The sequence below is a fragment of the Vibrio sp. 11986-1-5 genome, from assembly GCF_963878025.1.
Taxonomy (GTDB): domain Bacteria; phylum Pseudomonadota; class Gammaproteobacteria; order Enterobacterales; family Vibrionaceae; genus Vibrio; species Vibrio injensis.
The window spans coordinates 266222-280897 of the sequence record NZ_CAWNVW010000050.1 but is presented as its reverse complement, the minus strand read 5'-3'; the positions used below and the strand labels follow the sequence as shown (position 1 = coordinate 280897).

The following is a 14676-nucleotide window of genomic DNA, read 5'->3' as shown; positions in this document are numbered from 1 at the left end:
AGTGATCTTGACGTTATGCTAAGTGGGGTTTGTGTCAGCGAGGCGGCATTGTGATGAAGTTTTTATGGCGAAAGACTAAGCGGTTAAAGCCAATCTTAAAGCAAACATCACAAACAGTGAGCCAATAAAAGTATTGGATAGCGTCGCTAGTTTTTTATGTTGTTTAACTTTATTCGTGATGCCAAAACCAGCAAAAATCAGTAGCGAGAGATAAAGCATGCTACACAGCTGTAAAATTGCGCCCAAAACTAAAAACGATAAGCCGGTACTTTGCGCATTAAAATCAATGAATTGAATAAAAAATGAGACATAAAAAATAATCATCTTAGGATTGAGGATACTCAGTCCTAACGCTTTAAAATAGATCCCTCTACTGCCTTGAACTGATTTTACCTCAGGCTGAGACTCTTTAACTCTTAAGCTCTGAGTGATGGTTTTTATACCGAGATAAAGTAGGTAGGCCGCACCCAAATATTGAATGGCATGAAACAGAGCCGGTGAGTTTTTGACCACGGTAGCCACGCCCAAAAAGGCTAAAAAAATCAGCAGTGCATCACCAGTAAAGACGCCCATTGCGGCTTTATATCCGCCACGCACACCATGCTTTGCGCTGGCCGTTAGCACGAAGATAGAGTTTGGCCCTGGAACAATAACAATTAAAAAAACGCCGACTAAATAGGCCCAAAGGTTAACGATGCCAATGCTTTCCAACATATGATTCTTACCTAATAATATCAATCAAAGTACACTGGTATACCCAAACGACTTGAAGTTGTAGCGGTGTTTGCGCGTTCGTTCATCCCAAGCACATCGTGTATCGATGTTCATGGCGTTTTATGCACTTGCCGTTTTCTCTTCACTCTAAGAGGCTTTGGTATATAACTATTTAATAAAAATAGATTTTATCTTTCAAAAGACCCTAAGCAGTGGATAAGCACCCTTGGATGCAGATTATTTCTAGGTCATTTTTCGTGTATCATAACTCTATTTTTAAAATTTGGAATATGTGACTATTTGATTTGTTATTAATGGTTTTTTTATCTGGTAATTTGTTTTTTAATTGAAATTTAAATCTAATTTTTGTTTTTATTTTGAACTTTAATTTTAGTAATTATCCTGTATTTGGTGGTCGTTTGTTTTGTGAAGAATTCTTCGTTTTAAATGCTAATTAACCTTCGATTCTCAGTTTTTTATCCTGATGGAATTGATTGTTGTGAATGAGTGTGATGATGATAAGTCAGCTTTTTTTGTCGTAGTCCAACGTTAAAGCAACCATGTAACAGCAATCTATTTCTCTCTTTCTTCTATTTATTTAGTTTATGTCGTGCTGGATATTAGCTTTTCTTATGTTTCATTAATATCATGAATTAAACTTATTTTATTTCACCGTATATTCTTCACGTTTGTAGGTAGTAGATAAGGTTAGAAAATGTCAGCAATTAGCGAGTTAGAGGTATTACTAAAGTCGATGTCACCACAGATCATCGAGGGCAATTACGTATTTTGTACCGTGAAGGGGCCGTTATCTGAGTATTGGCACCTAGATCCAATCGCAACGTTTCGAGAGCAAGAGGGCTTAACTTTAGTGTTATTAGAACAACAAGCCAAAGCAGCCAAACTGAAGTTTGATAGCGTTTTTAGCTTAATCACACTTACCGTGCATTCTAGTTTAGAGGCGGTAGGTTTAACCGCTGCGTTCGCGACTAAGTTAGCGTCTTATGGGATCAGTGCTAATGTGATTGCTGGTTATTATCATGATCATATTTTTGTGCAAAGCACTCTGGCTGAAAAGGCGCTACAGGCTTTGCAAGAATTTACTCAGCAAACAGATAATGAGAACGCACAATGAAAGCACATCAACCAGTAGCACTAAAGCTCACCACTTTATCGGAGCGAAGAGTAACTTATTACCGAAAGGTCTCAGAATTGGCACAAGCTCTTGAATCTGGCGCAAAGCCTTTCTCTCTTGCGGTTATCAATAAGCACAATCTCCGCTCTCATCGGTAATGGTACAGAGTACTAAAAAGTAGCTTGAGTGAGAAAGAGAAGAGTGCGTGATCGGGGCTTACCTGACCCATTACCTGACCCAAAATCGTCAGGTACAAAAAAAGGTTAGTAAACACTACGCTTACTAACCTTCTAGAATTTGGTGGCCCCTCGCAGACTTGAACTGCGGACCAATCGATTATGAGTCGACTGCTCTAACCACTGAGCTAAGGGGCCGATAGGTGTGTGATTATAGGGGAAGGCTGGGTGTCTGTCTAGCCGGAAAATAGGGTAATAGCGCTTAGTTTTTATTCACTTAGCATTTTGGGTAATAAAAAAGGCGAGCATTTGCTCACCTTTTAAACACGTTAGTTTGATTTACTCATCAAGGAAGCTGCGCAGGGTTTCTGAGCGGCTTGGGTGACGAAGTTTACGCAGTGCTTTGGCTTCGATTTGACGAATACGTTCGCGAGTAACATCGAACTGTTTGCCCACTTCTTCAAGAGTGTGGTCTGTATTCATATCAATACCAAAACGCATCCGTAACACTTTAGCTTCACGTGGTGTTAAGCCAGCCAGAACGTCTCTTGTTGCGGCTCTTAGGCTCGTTGCCGTGGCTGAGTCTAGAGGCAGTTCAAGCGTAGTATCTTCAATAAAATCACCTAGATGTGAATCTTCATCATCACCTATTGGCGTTTCCATTGAGATTGGCTCTTTGGCGATTTTGAGCACTTTGCGAATTTTATCTTCCGGCATTTGCATGCGTTCCGCTAATTCTTCAGGCAGAGGCTCACGACCCATTTCTTGTAGCATCTGGCGCGAAATTCGGTTCAGTTTATTGATCGTTTCGATCATATGAACTGGAATACGAATGGTGCGCGCTTGATCGGCAATAGAACGGGTGATGGCTTGACGAATCCACCATGTTGCATAGGTTGAGAACTTATAACCACGGCGATATTCAAATTTATCCACCGCTTTCATTAGGCCAATGTTACCTTCTTGGATCAGATCCAAAAATTGTAGACCACGGTTGGTGTATTTCTTAGCAATCGAAATAACCAAACGTAGGTTGGCTTCTACCATCTCTTTTTTCGCTCGGCGAGCTTTCGCTTCACCAATTGACATGCGACGGCTAATGTCTTTGATGCGGTTCACATCAAGTGAGGTTTCTTGTTCAATAATACGCAGCTTTTGAATAGAACGACGGATCATTTCTTCATTGGCGCGAATTTTTTCAACGTAAGGCTTATCGGTTGCTAGGACTTGATCCAACCATGCTTCACTCGATTCATTACCAGTAAATAGGGCAATGAATGACTTTTTCGGCATTTTAGCGACTTCGACCACGGTTTTCATGATCAAGCGTTCTTGAGTACGAACACGTTCCATTGAGTTACGTAGTGTGGTAACCAAATGATCAAACTGCTTAGGCGTTAGACGAAACTCACGGAAGATATCCAGTACCAACTCAGAAGCTTGCTGAGTCGTTGAGCTGTCATTGCCGTGTTCGTTGATCGCTAACTGTAAGTTTTGATATTTATTACGTAACTCAGTGAATTTTTCGAGTGCGAGCTCAGGATCGATACCAGTATCTTCTTCGGCATCATCGGTCGTGCTATCGCCATCTTCGTCTTCATCTTCGTCGTCATCGATGTCTTTACTGTCTTCGTCATCGAGATCAGCACCAGTCAGCTCTGAGCCGATGTGCGTTGCCGTTGGCGCAGTAGTTTCATCTTCATTCGGGTCAACAAAACCGGAAATGAGATCGGTTAGGCGTAACTCTTCTGCTTGAACTCTATCGAACTGCTCAAGAATATAAGGAATCGTACCTGGATATTCAGCAACGGCGCTTTGAACTTGGTTAATACCTTCTTCAATGCGTTTAGCGATATCAATTTCACCTTCACGAGTTAGCAGCTCTACGGTTCCCATTTCACGCATATACATGCGCACAGGATCGGTAGTTCGACCAATCTCGCTTTCTACGCTTGAAAGCGCTGCGGCAGCGGCTTCAGCGGCATCTTCATCAGTGATCGTGTTATCATCGCTTAACGCGAGATCATCGGCATCAGGAGCAGTTTCTACTACCTTGATACCCATGTCATTGATCATCTGAATAATATCTTCCACTTGCTCAGAATCGACGATCTCAGCAGGTAGGTGGTCATTTACTTCGGCGTAGGTCAGATAGCCTTGTTCCTTGCCCTTGATGACAAGTAATTTTAGCTGTGACTGCGGACTTTGATCCATAGACGGTATCCAACTTCGTATCTGGTGAAAGAATAGTGTGCGAAATGCAAACCATGTATATTAACAAATTTATTCGTTGCTGACTATTTAAACTGGGTTACGCTTTCAATTCTAGCATTAATGCTATTAGCTCCCTTTTTTCATCGGTTGATAAACCGACGCTTCTTTCTTTCGCCTGCAAGTTTTCAATTTGTTTTTCTACACACTGGGCAAGAATTTTGTCCAATGAGTCTAAAAATAGTTCTTCTTGATTGTCTTCGACAAGAGGGATTTCCCAACTTGCCAGACGAGACAGCAGTGCCTCATGTTCATTATTACGCCAATGCTCGAGCAATTGGCCGGTAGTGATATGGGGTTGTTGCTGACAATTTTCAACCACATTGACCAGCAAACTTAAACCGGGAATGGCTAAGTGTTTGACACTCGACAGCTCCGGCACCATTTCAGCATAGCTCGGATTTTGCACAAGCAAAGCGATAACTTCACGCATTGGGGTGCGCTTTAGCTCTTTGTGCGGTTGTGGCCGTTCACTTGTTGGTTGAGTTCGACGTTGTTTTCCATGGCTCATAAAGCCAGTGAGTTTATCGAGTTTTTCATCCAACTCTTGTTGAAAACCAATATCTGGAATTTTGTTAATCAAGTCATTCGCTAGGGTGCGTAGGGTTGATTTCCCCTCAACGGTGCCTAAGTTGAGTTTGTGGGTCTCAATCAGGTTTTCAAAAAGATAACTAGAGAGAGGCTTCGCATGCTGTACAGCGTGTTCAAAATTTTCTTTACCGTGCTTTCTGATGTAGCTGTCAGGATCCTCACCATCGGGCAAGAAAAGAAACTTAAGAATATTGCCACTTTTAAGATAGCTTAGTGCATTTTCTAAAGCTCGCCAGGCCGCTTCTCTACCAGCTCGGTCACCATCATAGCAACAGACAACGGTATTGGTTTGACGAAACAACAGTTGTAAATGATCGCCTGTGGTCGCGGTACCCAGTGAGGCAACCGCATAATCAACACCATATTGAGCCAAAGCGACCACGTCCATATAGCCTTCAACGACCAGTATCTGTGTCGGATCACGATGGGCTTGCATCACTTCATACAAGCCGTAAAGCTCTTTACCCTTATGGAAGATCGGTGTTTCTGGTGAGTTTAGGTACTTAGGTGTGCCATTACCAATGACTCGACCACCAAAACCAATTACGCGACCTCGGCGATCCCTAATTGGAAACATGACTCGACCACGAAAACGGTCGTAGCGTTTGCCACTTTCGTTTTCTATCAGCATCCCGCCAGTTACCAGCATCTCTTGAGTTTGTGGATGTTGGCCAAAATTACGGCGTACTAAGTCCCACTCGTCAGGTACGTAACCAATGCCAAACTGTTGTGCTATATCACCGGATAAGCCTCGATCTTTGAGATATTCGATCGCGCCTCGTCCGGCTGGCGTTTTTAATTGCTGACGATAAAACTGTGCGATGTTACTCAGTAAATCATACAGTGTGCGTTTTTCATCACTATTAACGCGCGGTGTTGAATTTGAGGCTGACTGACTGTTGTTGTAGCGTTCTTCACGTGGAACCTCTAATCCTAGATAAGAAGCAAGTTCTTCAATGGCTTCAGGGAATTCCAGTCGTTCATATTCCATAAGGAAATCAATTGCGTTGCCATGTACGCCACAACCAAAACAGTGATAAAACTGCTTTTCTTGGCTAACACTAAACGAGGGCGTTTTCTCATTATGAAATGGACAACAAGCGCCGTAGTTTTTGCCCTTTTTTTTAAGTTTTACACGTGCGTCAATGATGTCGACAATATCGAGTCGAGCAAGGAGATCATCAATGAAACTACGAGGAATTTGTCCTGCCATACAACCTAAAAGAAAGAGAGAGAAACCAAAAGTGTAGATACGAACAAGCCGTGCCTACCAGAGGATAGCACGGCTTGATGCAATTTGGGTGTGGGATTAAACGAGTTTAGCGCGAACTAAACTGCTTACTCTACCCATATCTGCACGCCCTTGAATTTGTGGTTTAATCAGTGCCATCACTTTACCCATGTCTTGCATGCCACTGGCTTGAGATTCGGCCACCGCGCTGTCAATCAAGGCGATAACGTCTTCTTCACTCAATGGTTGAGGCATAAATTCCTCAAGAACGGTGATTTCAGCTTTTTCCACATCCGCTAAATCTTGACGATTAGCAGCTTCATACTGCGCAACAGAGTCGCGACGTTGTTTAACCATTTTTACCAGCACAGCTAGAATATCGTCATCGCTCAGAGTAATCTGCTCGTCGACTTCACGTTGCTTAATGGCGGCTAAGGCCAAACGGATAGTGCCAAGGCGCGCTTTGTCCTTGGCTTTCATCGCTAATTTTTGCTCTTCTTTGAGAGTGTCAATCAGAGCCATAACTTTATTCCTTTTCTGGAATCAGTTATTAGTACAGGCGAACGCGACGAGCGTTTTCGCGAGCTAGCTTCTTAGCGTGACGCTTTTGAGCTGCTGCTTTAGCACGTTTGCGAACAGTAGTTGGTTTTTCGTAGTGCTCACGACGACGCACTTCAGAAAGGATACCTGCTTTTTCGCAAGAGCGCTTGAAACGACGTAATGCTACGTCGAACGGTTCGTTTTCACGTACTTTAACTATTGGCATATGCCTTTCACCTCAGGGGTTAATTCGTTAACGCTGGTATTTTGTGGCTCAAGTAACAAGATACTTTGTTGACTAGAGCGATAACCAGCTTGATCAAAAATGGTGCGGAATTTTAATCCCATCGTGACCGCTTTGTAAAGTACTTTGTTGTTTACTGTCTGTACAAAGTTTGTTTGTCATGCCAAGCCGAGGTAACATGAGCGGAATTTTGATTATTGGCGGTTGTTCACTGAGCAAGGTAATAACCGTTAGCTGACAGCATGCTGAGAATACTATGCGCATTATTGGAATTGAAACTTCTTGCGATGAGACTGGAATCGCGATTTATGATGATGAGAAAGGCCTTTTATCTCATCAATTGTATAGCCAAGTAAAATTGCACGCCGATTATGGTGGTGTGGTACCGGAGCTGGCTTCACGTGATCACGTGAAAAAAACCATTCCACTGATTAAAGCCGCTATGGCCGAGGCGAAGCTCAATCCTGCCGATATCGATGGCATAGCTTATACCGCTGGCCCCGGTTTAGTGGGCGCTTTATTGGTTGGCGCGACGATCGGTCGCAGTTTGGCATACGCTTGGAATATCCCTGCGGTAGCGGTCCATCATATGGAAGGGCATTTATTGGCCCCGATGCTGGAAGACAATCCACCGCCGTTTCCTTTTGTTGCGGTACTGGTTTCTGGTGGTCATTCGATGATGGTTGAGGTCAAGGGGATTGGCGATTATACGATTTTAGGCGAATCGATTGATGATGCTGCGGGCGAAGCGTTTGATAAAACCGCAAAGTTGATGGGGCTCGATTATCCAGGGGGGCCGATGTTGGCTCGTTTAGCAGAAAAAGGCACGCCTGGACGCTTTAAATTTCCTCGTCCTATGACCGATCGCCCAGGTTTAGACATGAGTTTTTCAGGTTTAAAAACCTTTACGGCCAATACCATTGCTGCCAATGGCGACGATGAACAAACTCGGGCTGATATTGCTTACGCTTTTCAAGATGCAGTGTGTGACACGTTAGTCATTAAATGTCGACGTGCACTCGAGCAAACCGGAATGAAGCGTATTGTGATTGCAGGTGGGGTGAGTGCGAATAAGCAGCTGCGCGCTGATTTAGCCAAATTAGCCGAAAAAATTGGCGGTGAAGTCTTTTATCCGCGTACCGAATTTTGTACCGATAATGGCGCGATGATTGCCTATGCGGGTATGCAGCGTTTAAAAAATGGTGATGTAACAGAGCTCAGTGTTCAAGCAAGGCCTCGCTGGCCGATTGACCAACTGACGCCGATCGTTTAATTAATCAAACGGTAAAACTTCTCAGTGGAAACGGTCACCGTCGTGGCCGTTTTTTTATGGTTTTTTCTCACCCACTTTTGGCTCTGTGCCGATAAAAAGACGCTTAATGTTCTCTTGGTGACGCAGCACGATTAAACAGCAGAGCATGGCGACGGGTAACGTGTAGTGCGGTTTGATCATCCAGGTATAAAAAGGCGTCAATAACACGGTCACCAATGCAGCAAGGGAAGAATAACGGAAAATAAACACCACCACTAACCAAGTGACGATGACCATGGCGGTTAATTCTAAGCCTATTGGTGCAATGGCGCCTAGTGCTGTCGCCACACCTTTACCACCTTTGAAATGGAAAAATAAGGGATACATATGGCCAAGGCATGCGGCTATACCGATTAAGCCGAGCATGAGAGGATCAATGTTAAGGTAATAGCCACTCCAAACTGGGATCGTTCCTTTGAGCATGTCACAAATCAGCACGGTCAGGGCGGTTTTCTTACCAGCAATGCGCAGCACATTGGTGGCTCCGGGATTATGGGAGCCAACGCCGCGAGGATCAGGCAGCCGCAGTAATCGGCAGATCAACACCGCACTGGATATGGATCCCAGTAAATAGGCGCAAATGATCATGATCAGTGCTAGTGGCGTCATACTGGCCTCTACCGTCGTTGTTTAGCTGCAAAGTCTGTCCTTGAGCCAATGTTTAAGCGGGGACTCTCTAATGCGGTGAATATTCTCTTCCTACTTGACGCTGCTGCGGTGTTGGCTGCTTTCATTCGTCCAATCACATCGTTGGTCAACGCTCATTGGGGATTATGCACTTACCCTCTACCGGCTACTCCAAGTCGTTTGGGTATATAGTCTCAGGATTTCTTTATTTTTAACGTGATATACACCGGATAAGCATCGTATCGCTCGATTTAATTACATTGCCATGCTTATAAAACAGCGTAACTTGACTGCTCTTTGACAATGGATAAAGAACGTCGACGGTAATTCCAAGCGATTGTTAAATAGCATAAAAGAGATCGATCAATTGTGTTGAGAAACAAAAAAACTATTCGGAGTTTCGCATCAATAGGTGATTTGGGTATATGATATCGTGATAAGCAAAAATAGTCCGTTTTTTTACTCAATTTGGATATCCGACCAGCAAAAAGGAGGCAATATCGCCATGGATAAAGTTTTTATCGAGCAGTTAACCGTGGTGACAACCATTGGTGTTTATGACTGGGAGCAGACCATTAAGCAAAAATTAGTGTTTGATTTGGAGATGGCGCATAACAATCAACCCGCTGGAAAAAGTGATGATGTGGCTGATGCATTAGATTATGCGCAAGTCAGTCAAGCGGTGATAGAGCATATTGAGCAGGGACGTTTTTTATTGGTAGAGCGAGTTGCTGAAGAAGTGGCTGAGTTGATTATGCAGCGTTTTTCTGTGCCTTGGGTGAAGATTCGCTTAACAAAACCGGGAGCAGTGGCACAAGCGAGAGGAGTTGGTGTGGTAATTGAACGAGGACAGGCATGATAACTTGCTATGTTGGTATTGGTTCAAATGTTCAACGCCATCAACATATTGAAGCAGGATGTCGTGACTTAGCGACATTAACTGATCAACTGCGTTTATCGTCGGTTTATGAATGCCCGTCTGTCGGCTTTGATAGCCATCCTTTTTATAATCTTGTTGCTGAACTTAGCACCACATTGTCTTTACCGGCCTTGCTAGAGAAATTACGGCATATAGAACAGCGTTGGGGAAGAGAAAGTAACGCAAAGAAATTCCAAGACCGTACCTTAGACTTAGATTTACTACTCTATGGTAACCAAGTCTCTACGGAAGCTCCCGTCTTACCAAGACGTGATATTTATCATTATCCGTTTGTTATCCAACCTTTGTACGACTTGTCGCCTCAACTGCTGATCCCTGGCAGCGAGAAAACGGTTGAAGAGGTGTGGCAAGCAACGCCAGAACTCGATTCTTTAACCCCCATTCCTTTGTGGTTTTCCATCCGTGAATCCGTTAATTAGAGAATAATCATGACTTATTTTGAAGCGTTTATATTGGCGTTGATCCAAGGCTTAACTGAATTTTTACCTATTTCTAGCTCGGCTCATCTCATTTTGCCGTCGGCGATTTTAGGTTGGGAAGATCAAGGCTTAGCTTTTGATGTCGCAGTACATGTTGGCACCTTAGCTGCGGTGATTATTTATTTTCGCCATGAAGTGGTGAGCTTATTACGCGCATTTTTTGCGTCTATTTTCAAAGGCGATCGCACTAAAGAAGCGAAACTGGCTTGGTTGATTGTTCTTGCGACCATTCCTGCGTGTATCTTTGGTTTATTAATGAAAGATATTGTCGAACTGTATCTGCGTAGTGCGTGGGTCATTGCCATAACGACGATCATTTTTGGCTTGTTGCTTTGGTATGTGGATAGACATGCTCGCCTTGCTCAAGATGAATATCAAGCAGGATGGAAGCAGGCTCTTTTTGTTGGTCTTGCACAGGCGCTAGCGATCATTCCGGGTACCTCTCGCTCAGGAGCAACCATTACGGCTGCACTGTATTTAGGTTTTACCCGCGAGGCTGCGGCGCGATTTTCATTTTTAATGTCGATTCCAATTATTACCTTAGCTGGTGGATATTTAGGTCTTAAGTTAATCACGAGCGGTGAACCGATTCAGATGAATTTCTTAATTACTGGCGTGATCACTTCGTTTATTAGTGCTTATTTGTGCATTTTCTTTTTCCTAAAACTTATTTCTCGAATGGGTATGACTCCTTTTGTCATTTATCGTTTAATTTTAGGTTGCGGATTACTTCTGTTTTTATCGATGAATTAATATTTTTGTCATGAGAGCCGACCCGCTCGCCTTTGAGGTTATCTCGGGTTAGTTAGATTCAGTCAATATCATCAGGATGTTTGTGTTGCGTTGTTTCAATCATTTGGGATAGGTGTTGAGTAGCAACCACTTAAGCGGTGAGCTTACTCGCCTGATTTTGGCTCTTATGATATAAGTAAGCTCGCAAGTAAATCGTCAATGTAGACGGTACATCTGCACGATGTACCGCTCCCATCAGTAAGGTGAAAAAGATGCGAGTATTGGCAATAGCCTTATGTTTGCTATTTGGCTGGCTGCAATACCATTTATGGCTAAGTAAGAATGGCATTGTAGACTTTCGAACGGTCTCGAGTGAAATTAAGGTGCAAGAGCAAGTAAACAGTAATTTGTATCAACGAAACCAAGAGATGTTTGCTGAAATCGATGATTTACGGCAGGGGCTCGATGCCATTGAGGAGCGTGCCCGTCATGAGTTAGGAATGGTCAAAGACAATGAAACCTTCTATCGGATTATCGGTGAGGTAACGCCTTGATCGTCCCATTAATTACCGCAATTGTCCCTGCTGCTGGGGTTGGCAGTCGAATGCAAGCTGATCGTCCTAAGCAATATCTCCTGCTTAATGGAAAAACGGTATTAGAGCATACGGTTGAGCAGTTATTGGCTCACCCACAGATAGGACAGGTTGTCATTGCTATCAGTCAGCAAGACCCTTACTTTTCTTCCTTATCATTAGCAAGTCATCCCCGAGTGAAGGTGGTGAATGGCGGAAAAGAGCGCGCAGATTCGGTGATGAATGCGCTGCGTTTGGTGGATGAACAGCAATTAGGGGAATGGGTAATGGTGCATGATGCGGCCAGACCCTGCGTCACTGAGCGTGATATTAGCCAGTTAATTCAGCGCGCGTTATCTCACCCAGTGGGAGCGATACTCGCTAGCCCAGTTCGCGATACGATGAAGCGTGGCGATGGTGATGGAAATATTGTGCAGACTGTTGAACGTCAAGCGTTATGGCATGCACTCACGCCGCAGATGTTTCGTTGCCAACCCTTGTTACAAGCTCTGCAACAAGCCTTAGCACAGCATGCCATCATTACCGATGAAGCTTCTGCTTTCGAATGGCAAGGTGTGTATCCCGCTTTGGTCAGCGGTCGAGCGGATAATATTAAAATTACTCAGCCAGAAGATCTGGCATTGGCTGAGTTCTATGTCAGTCAGAAAAAGGAAACAGCATGATACGTATTGGTCACGGTTTTGATGTGCATAAATTTGGCGGTGAAGGCCCAGTGATAATTGGTGGTGTTTCTATCCCTTATGAGCAGGGCCTGATAGCTCACTCTGATGGTGATGTGGCGCTGCATGCTTTGTGTGATGCACTGTTAGGCGCGATTGCCGCCGGTGATATTGGCCGCCATTTTCCCGATACGGATGAACAATGGAAAGGTGCTGATAGTCGAGCCTTACTGCGCGATGTGTATCAACGCGTTCTTAAACAAGGGTATCAGTTGGGTAATGCCGATATTACCCTGATTGCTCAAGCACCGAAGATGGCTCCTTATATTGAGTCGATGTGCCAAGTGATTGCTGAGGACTTACAAACAGCAATCAGTAACATTAATGTCAAAGCAACCACCACCGAACAGCTCGGCTTTACTGGCCGTAAAGAAGGGATCGCTTGTGAGGCCGTGGTATTATTAATCAAAGCTTAGTACTTGGTGAACGCTTTGCATGATGGTATGTGGAGCGGTACGCCGTCCGTTTATCTTACTCCTCGATTGTTATCGAACGATAGCGATGGGATACATTCACTGCTTACCATAAACTCAAATTTTCGTTAACGAGTGTGAGTAGGCAGATATTGGAATAAAAAATGACTGATCTTCTCTCTTCGCTGGCGTATTTATGTGGTCAGCCGACGGCGAAAGCAAAAATTAAAGCGCGACCAGAGCATTTTAAGGTCATCGAAGATTTGGGCTATACCTTCTCTGGTGAAGGTGAGCATGTCATGGTGTGCATTAGAAAAACCGGAGAAAATACCAGTTTTGTCGCGAACGAGCTGGCTAAGGCGTGTGGTGTAAAATCCAAAGATGTCGGCTGGGCCGGGCTTAAAGATCGTCATGCTGTGACGGAACAGTGGCTCAGTGTCTATCTTCCTGATGGCAAATTGCCGAATTTGGCCGCATTTGAAAAGCAATACCCAAGTATTCAAGTATTGGCGATGACTCGCCATCATAAAAAGTTACGTCCCGGTGATTTGCAGGGCAATCACTTTGAACTGACCCTGAGCGAAGTGACCGATATCGATAATGTTGTGCAGCGTTTGCAGGTGCTTGCTGAGCAGGGAGTCCCTAACTATTTTGGTCAACAGCGCTTTGGTAAAGATGGTAATAACCTTCATGAAGCCCGTCGCTGGGGACGTGACAATGTGCGCTCTCGTAATCAAAATCAGCGCAGTTTGTATTTATCTGCTGCCCGTTCGTGGATTTTTAATCATATTGTTTCTGCTCGCATTCAGTCAGGGTGTTTTGAGTCTTTTATTGAGGGGGATATCGCCTTAAAAAACGGAGCATCAGAACTGGTTAGTGGTGAGCAACTGATGGAGTTTAATCAACAGTTAGCCGATCAGAAAGTCCAAATTACTGCGGCATTGGCAGGAGATAATGCTCTGCCGACTCAAAGTGCTGCGCAAGCCTTGGAGCAACAAGCGCTCGATGCCGAACCCGATCTAATGAAACTGATCCGCGGCAACCGGATGCGTCACGACAGGCGAGTGATTGCTTTACATCCTCAGCAGCTTCAGTGGCAAGTCGACAATAATAATATAGTGCTTAGCTTTACTTTGGATGCGGGCAGTTTTGCGACCTCTATCGTCCGTGAGTTAATTGAAGAAATTCCAGTTGAACGAGTTTATGACTAATAAAAAATTAAAAATTTTATTGAGTAATGATGATGGTGTTTATGCCGAGGGTATTCGAGCGCTGGCCTATGCATTAGCCGATTTGGCTGAGATTATCATTGTTGCTCCGGATAGAAATCGTTCAGGTGCCTCAAATTCTTTGACGTTAGAGCAGCCATTGCGAGTCACTAAAATTGAGCCGAATACCTATTCCGTACAGGGTACACCCACCGATTGCGTTCATTTTGCTCTTAATGAATTACTCAAACATGATTTGCCGGATCTGGTATTAAGTGGCATCAATCATGGTGCTAACTTAGGCGATGATGTGCTTTATTCTGGTACGGTTGCTGCGGCTATGGAAGGGCATTTTCTTGGTGTGCAATCTATCGCTTTCTCTTTGGTTGGTAAAACCCATTTTGCAACGGCGGGTAAGATTGCTCGTCAAATCGTTTTGCAGCACTTATCTTCTCCAATTCCAACCAATCGATTGATTAATATTAATATTCCAGACGTGCCTTTCGAGCAGCTAACAGGGACTCAAGTCACCCGACTTGGCGCTCGTCATCATGCTGAGAACATGATCAAACAAAAAGATCCACGAGGGCATGATATCTACTGGTTGGGGCCTCCGGGAAGAGAGCAAGACGCGGGTGAAGGCACCGACTTTTTTGCTATTGAGCAAAAGTATGTGTCAGTCACGCCGATACTGGTTGATTTAACTGCACACGAGTCGCTAGGAGCGATGGCGACGTGGTTAAAGGTATAA

Annotated in this window: 17 protein-coding genes and 1 tRNA gene; 10 read left to right on the top strand and 8 right to left on the bottom strand. The window is 44.1% G+C overall.

Annotation, left to right across the window (positions count from 1 at the left end):
• Window positions 1-75: 75 nt before the first annotated feature.
• Window positions 76-714: a leucine efflux protein LeuE gene (gene leuE, locus AACS00_RS12855; protein WP_072668977.1), complete on the bottom strand. Its 639-nt coding sequence runs from the start codon at window positions 712-714 to the stop codon at window positions 76-78.
• Between the two features lie 715 nt (window positions 715-1429).
• Between leuE and AACS00_RS12850 the strand changes: the two genes are divergently transcribed.
• Window positions 1430-1849 (top strand): ACT domain-containing protein, encoded by a 420-nt coding sequence (locus AACS00_RS12850; RefSeq protein WP_110167650.1) that lies wholly within the window; start codon window positions 1430-1432, stop codon window positions 1847-1849.
• A 298-nt stretch (window positions 1850-2147) separates the two neighbouring features.
• Here AACS00_RS12850 and AACS00_RS12845 read toward each other — a convergent pair.
• The 6 genes from AACS00_RS12845 to AACS00_RS12820 form a co-directional block, all read right to left on the bottom strand.
• Window positions 2148-2223: transfer RNA gene (locus AACS00_RS12845), tRNA-Ile, on the bottom strand.
• Window positions 2224-2364: 141 nt separating this feature from the next.
• The gene (rpoD, locus tag AACS00_RS12840) at window positions 2365-4239 is read right to left on the bottom strand and encodes an RNA polymerase sigma factor RpoD (protein ID WP_110167649.1); all 1875 of its coding nucleotides are present in this window, start codon (window positions 4237-4239) and stop codon (window positions 2365-2367) included.
• 97 nt (window positions 4240-4336) lie between these two features.
• Entirely contained in the window at window positions 4337-6100 is a 1764-nt protein-coding gene (gene dnaG, locus AACS00_RS12835; RefSeq protein ID WP_110167648.1) for a DNA primase, read from the bottom strand.
• A 96-nt stretch (window positions 6101-6196) separates the two neighbouring features.
• Complete coding sequence (locus AACS00_RS12830; RefSeq protein ID WP_110167647.1) at window positions 6197-6640, bottom strand: GatB/YqeY domain-containing protein; 444 nt, start codon at window positions 6638-6640, stop codon at window positions 6197-6199.
• A 28-nt stretch (window positions 6641-6668) separates the two neighbouring features.
• Window positions 6669-6884 carry a 30S ribosomal protein S21 gene (rpsU, locus tag AACS00_RS12825; protein WP_004396009.1) on the bottom strand — a complete coding sequence of 72 codons (216 nt, stop codon included), beginning with the start codon at window positions 6882-6884 and terminating at the stop codon, window positions 6669-6671.
• Window positions 6875-7006: a hypothetical protein gene (locus AACS00_RS12820; protein ID WP_258306865.1), complete on the bottom strand. Its 132-nt coding sequence runs from the start codon at window positions 7004-7006 to the stop codon at window positions 6875-6877. Before AACS00_RS12820 ends, rpsU begins: the two co-directional genes overlap by 10 nt.
• Before the next feature lie 152 nt (window positions 7007-7158).
• On the opposite strand from AACS00_RS12820, the gene tsaD reads away from it, so the two are divergent.
• Window positions 7159-8175, top strand: a complete 1017-nt coding sequence (tsaD, locus tag AACS00_RS12815) for a tRNA (adenosine(37)-N6)-threonylcarbamoyltransferase complex transferase subunit TsaD (protein ID WP_110167646.1) — start codon at window positions 7159-7161, stop codon at window positions 8173-8175.
• Between the two features lie 54 nt (window positions 8176-8229).
• On the opposite strand, the gene plsY is transcribed toward tsaD, so the two are convergent.
• A complete protein-coding gene (gene plsY / locus AACS00_RS12810; RefSeq protein WP_072668926.1) occupies window positions 8230-8823 on the bottom strand; it encodes a glycerol-3-phosphate 1-O-acyltransferase PlsY in 594 nt (197 codons plus the stop codon).
• A gap of 523 nt (window positions 8824-9346) precedes the next feature.
• Between plsY and folB the strand changes: the two genes are divergently transcribed.
• The 8 genes from folB (at window position 9347) to surE (ending at window position 14676) form a co-directional block, all read left to right on the top strand.
• On the top strand, window positions 9347-9700 hold the full coding sequence (gene folB / locus AACS00_RS12805) for a bifunctional dihydroneopterin aldolase/7,8-dihydroneopterin epimerase (protein WP_110167645.1): 354 nt from the start codon (window positions 9347-9349) through the stop codon (window positions 9698-9700).
• On the top strand, window positions 9697-10200 hold the full coding sequence (folK, locus tag AACS00_RS12800) for a 2-amino-4-hydroxy-6-hydroxymethyldihydropteridine diphosphokinase (protein ID WP_110167644.1): 504 nt from the start codon (window positions 9697-9699) through the stop codon (window positions 10198-10200). The genes folB and folK overlap by 4 nt, the downstream gene beginning before the upstream one ends.
• A 9-nt stretch (window positions 10201-10209) precedes the next feature.
• Window positions 10210-11013, top strand: a complete 804-nt coding sequence (locus tag AACS00_RS12795; RefSeq protein ID WP_110167643.1) for an undecaprenyl-diphosphate phosphatase — start codon at window positions 10210-10212, stop codon at window positions 11011-11013.
• Between the two features lie 251 nt (window positions 11014-11264).
• Window positions 11265-11546, top strand: a complete 282-nt coding sequence (gene ftsB / locus AACS00_RS12790) for a cell division protein FtsB (RefSeq protein WP_110167642.1) — start codon at window positions 11265-11267, stop codon at window positions 11544-11546.
• Window positions 11546-12247, top strand: coding sequence for a 2-C-methyl-D-erythritol 4-phosphate cytidylyltransferase (ispD, locus tag AACS00_RS12785; RefSeq protein ID WP_110167666.1), 702 nt, complete (start codon window positions 11546-11548; stop codon window positions 12245-12247). Before ftsB ends, ispD begins: the two co-directional genes overlap by 1 nt.
• Window positions 12244-12720, top strand: a complete 477-nt coding sequence (ispF, locus tag AACS00_RS12780) for a 2-C-methyl-D-erythritol 2,4-cyclodiphosphate synthase (RefSeq protein ID WP_072668921.1) — start codon at window positions 12244-12246, stop codon at window positions 12718-12720. Before ispD ends, ispF begins: the two co-directional genes overlap by 4 nt.
• Before the next feature lie 161 nt (window positions 12721-12881).
• Entirely contained in the window at window positions 12882-13928 is a 1047-nt protein-coding gene (gene truD / locus AACS00_RS12775) for a tRNA pseudouridine(13) synthase TruD (RefSeq protein WP_072668920.1), read from the top strand.
• On the top strand, window positions 13921-14676 hold the full coding sequence (gene surE, locus AACS00_RS12770) for a 5'/3'-nucleotidase SurE (RefSeq protein WP_072668919.1): 756 nt from the start codon (window positions 13921-13923) through the stop codon (window positions 14674-14676). Before truD ends, surE begins: the two co-directional genes overlap by 8 nt.